The following is a 730-nucleotide window of genomic DNA, read 5'->3' as shown; positions in this document are numbered from 1 at the left end:
CACCGTGCTGGTCTCCGCCGCCGCCTATGCCGCTGCCGGACTGCTGATGCTGGCCACCGATTGGCCGGGCCCGCTGGCCGGGCTCCTGGCCCTGCCCTACCTGGCCAACGTGCTGCGCTTCGCCCGGATCGACGACGCCGGCTCGGCCGCCGCGAACGCGGGGTGGAAACGGTTCCTGTGGCTGAACTATGCGGTCGGTTTCCTGGTCACCATGCTGCTGATCTGGTACGCGGGAGCCCGGTGAAACCGCGGGGCGACAACGGGTCCACGGAGGCCCGTCCGACGGAGGGCCGGCATCACACCATCATGACCGTGGTGATCCCGGTGCTCGACGACGCCGCGGCGCTCGCCGACTGCCTCGCGCTGTTGGGGCGGCAGACCCGTCCGCCCTACGAGGTCATCGTCGTGGACAACAACTGCACCGATTCCTCGGCCCACGTGGCACGGGCGGCCGGGGCGCGCGTCGTCGTCGAACGACGCCCCGGCATCCCGGCCGCATCGGCTGCCGGCTACGACGCCGCCGTCGCAGGCTTCGATACCGCCTGTGTAGGGCCCGATGACGCCACCGCGGCCGGCTTCGATGGCACCGCCGACGGTGTGATCGTCCGCTGCGACGCCGACACCCGTCCTCCCGCGGACTGGCTGGCAGGGATCGGTGCCGCCTTCGACGCCGATCCCGGCCTCGACGCGCTGACCGGTCCGGGCCGGTTCTATGACCTGCCGCGGCCGG

At 72.3% G+C, this 730-nt stretch carries 1 protein-coding gene and 1 pseudogene; both read left to right on the top strand.

The annotated features are described in order from the left end of the window. Positions 1–244 (top strand): annotated as a pseudogene (locus tag AC5RUJ_RS17650) (prenyltransferase); the annotation flags it as partial. Positions 245–306: 62 nt separating this feature from the next. After that, the coding region (locus AC5RUJ_RS17645) for a glycosyltransferase family A protein (protein WP_494156431.1) at positions 307–730 on the top strand (424 nt) is incomplete at its 3' end.

Source organism: Arthrobacter sp. Y3223164, from assembly GCF_059091005.1.
This window is presented reverse-complemented; position numbering and strand designations above follow the sequence as displayed.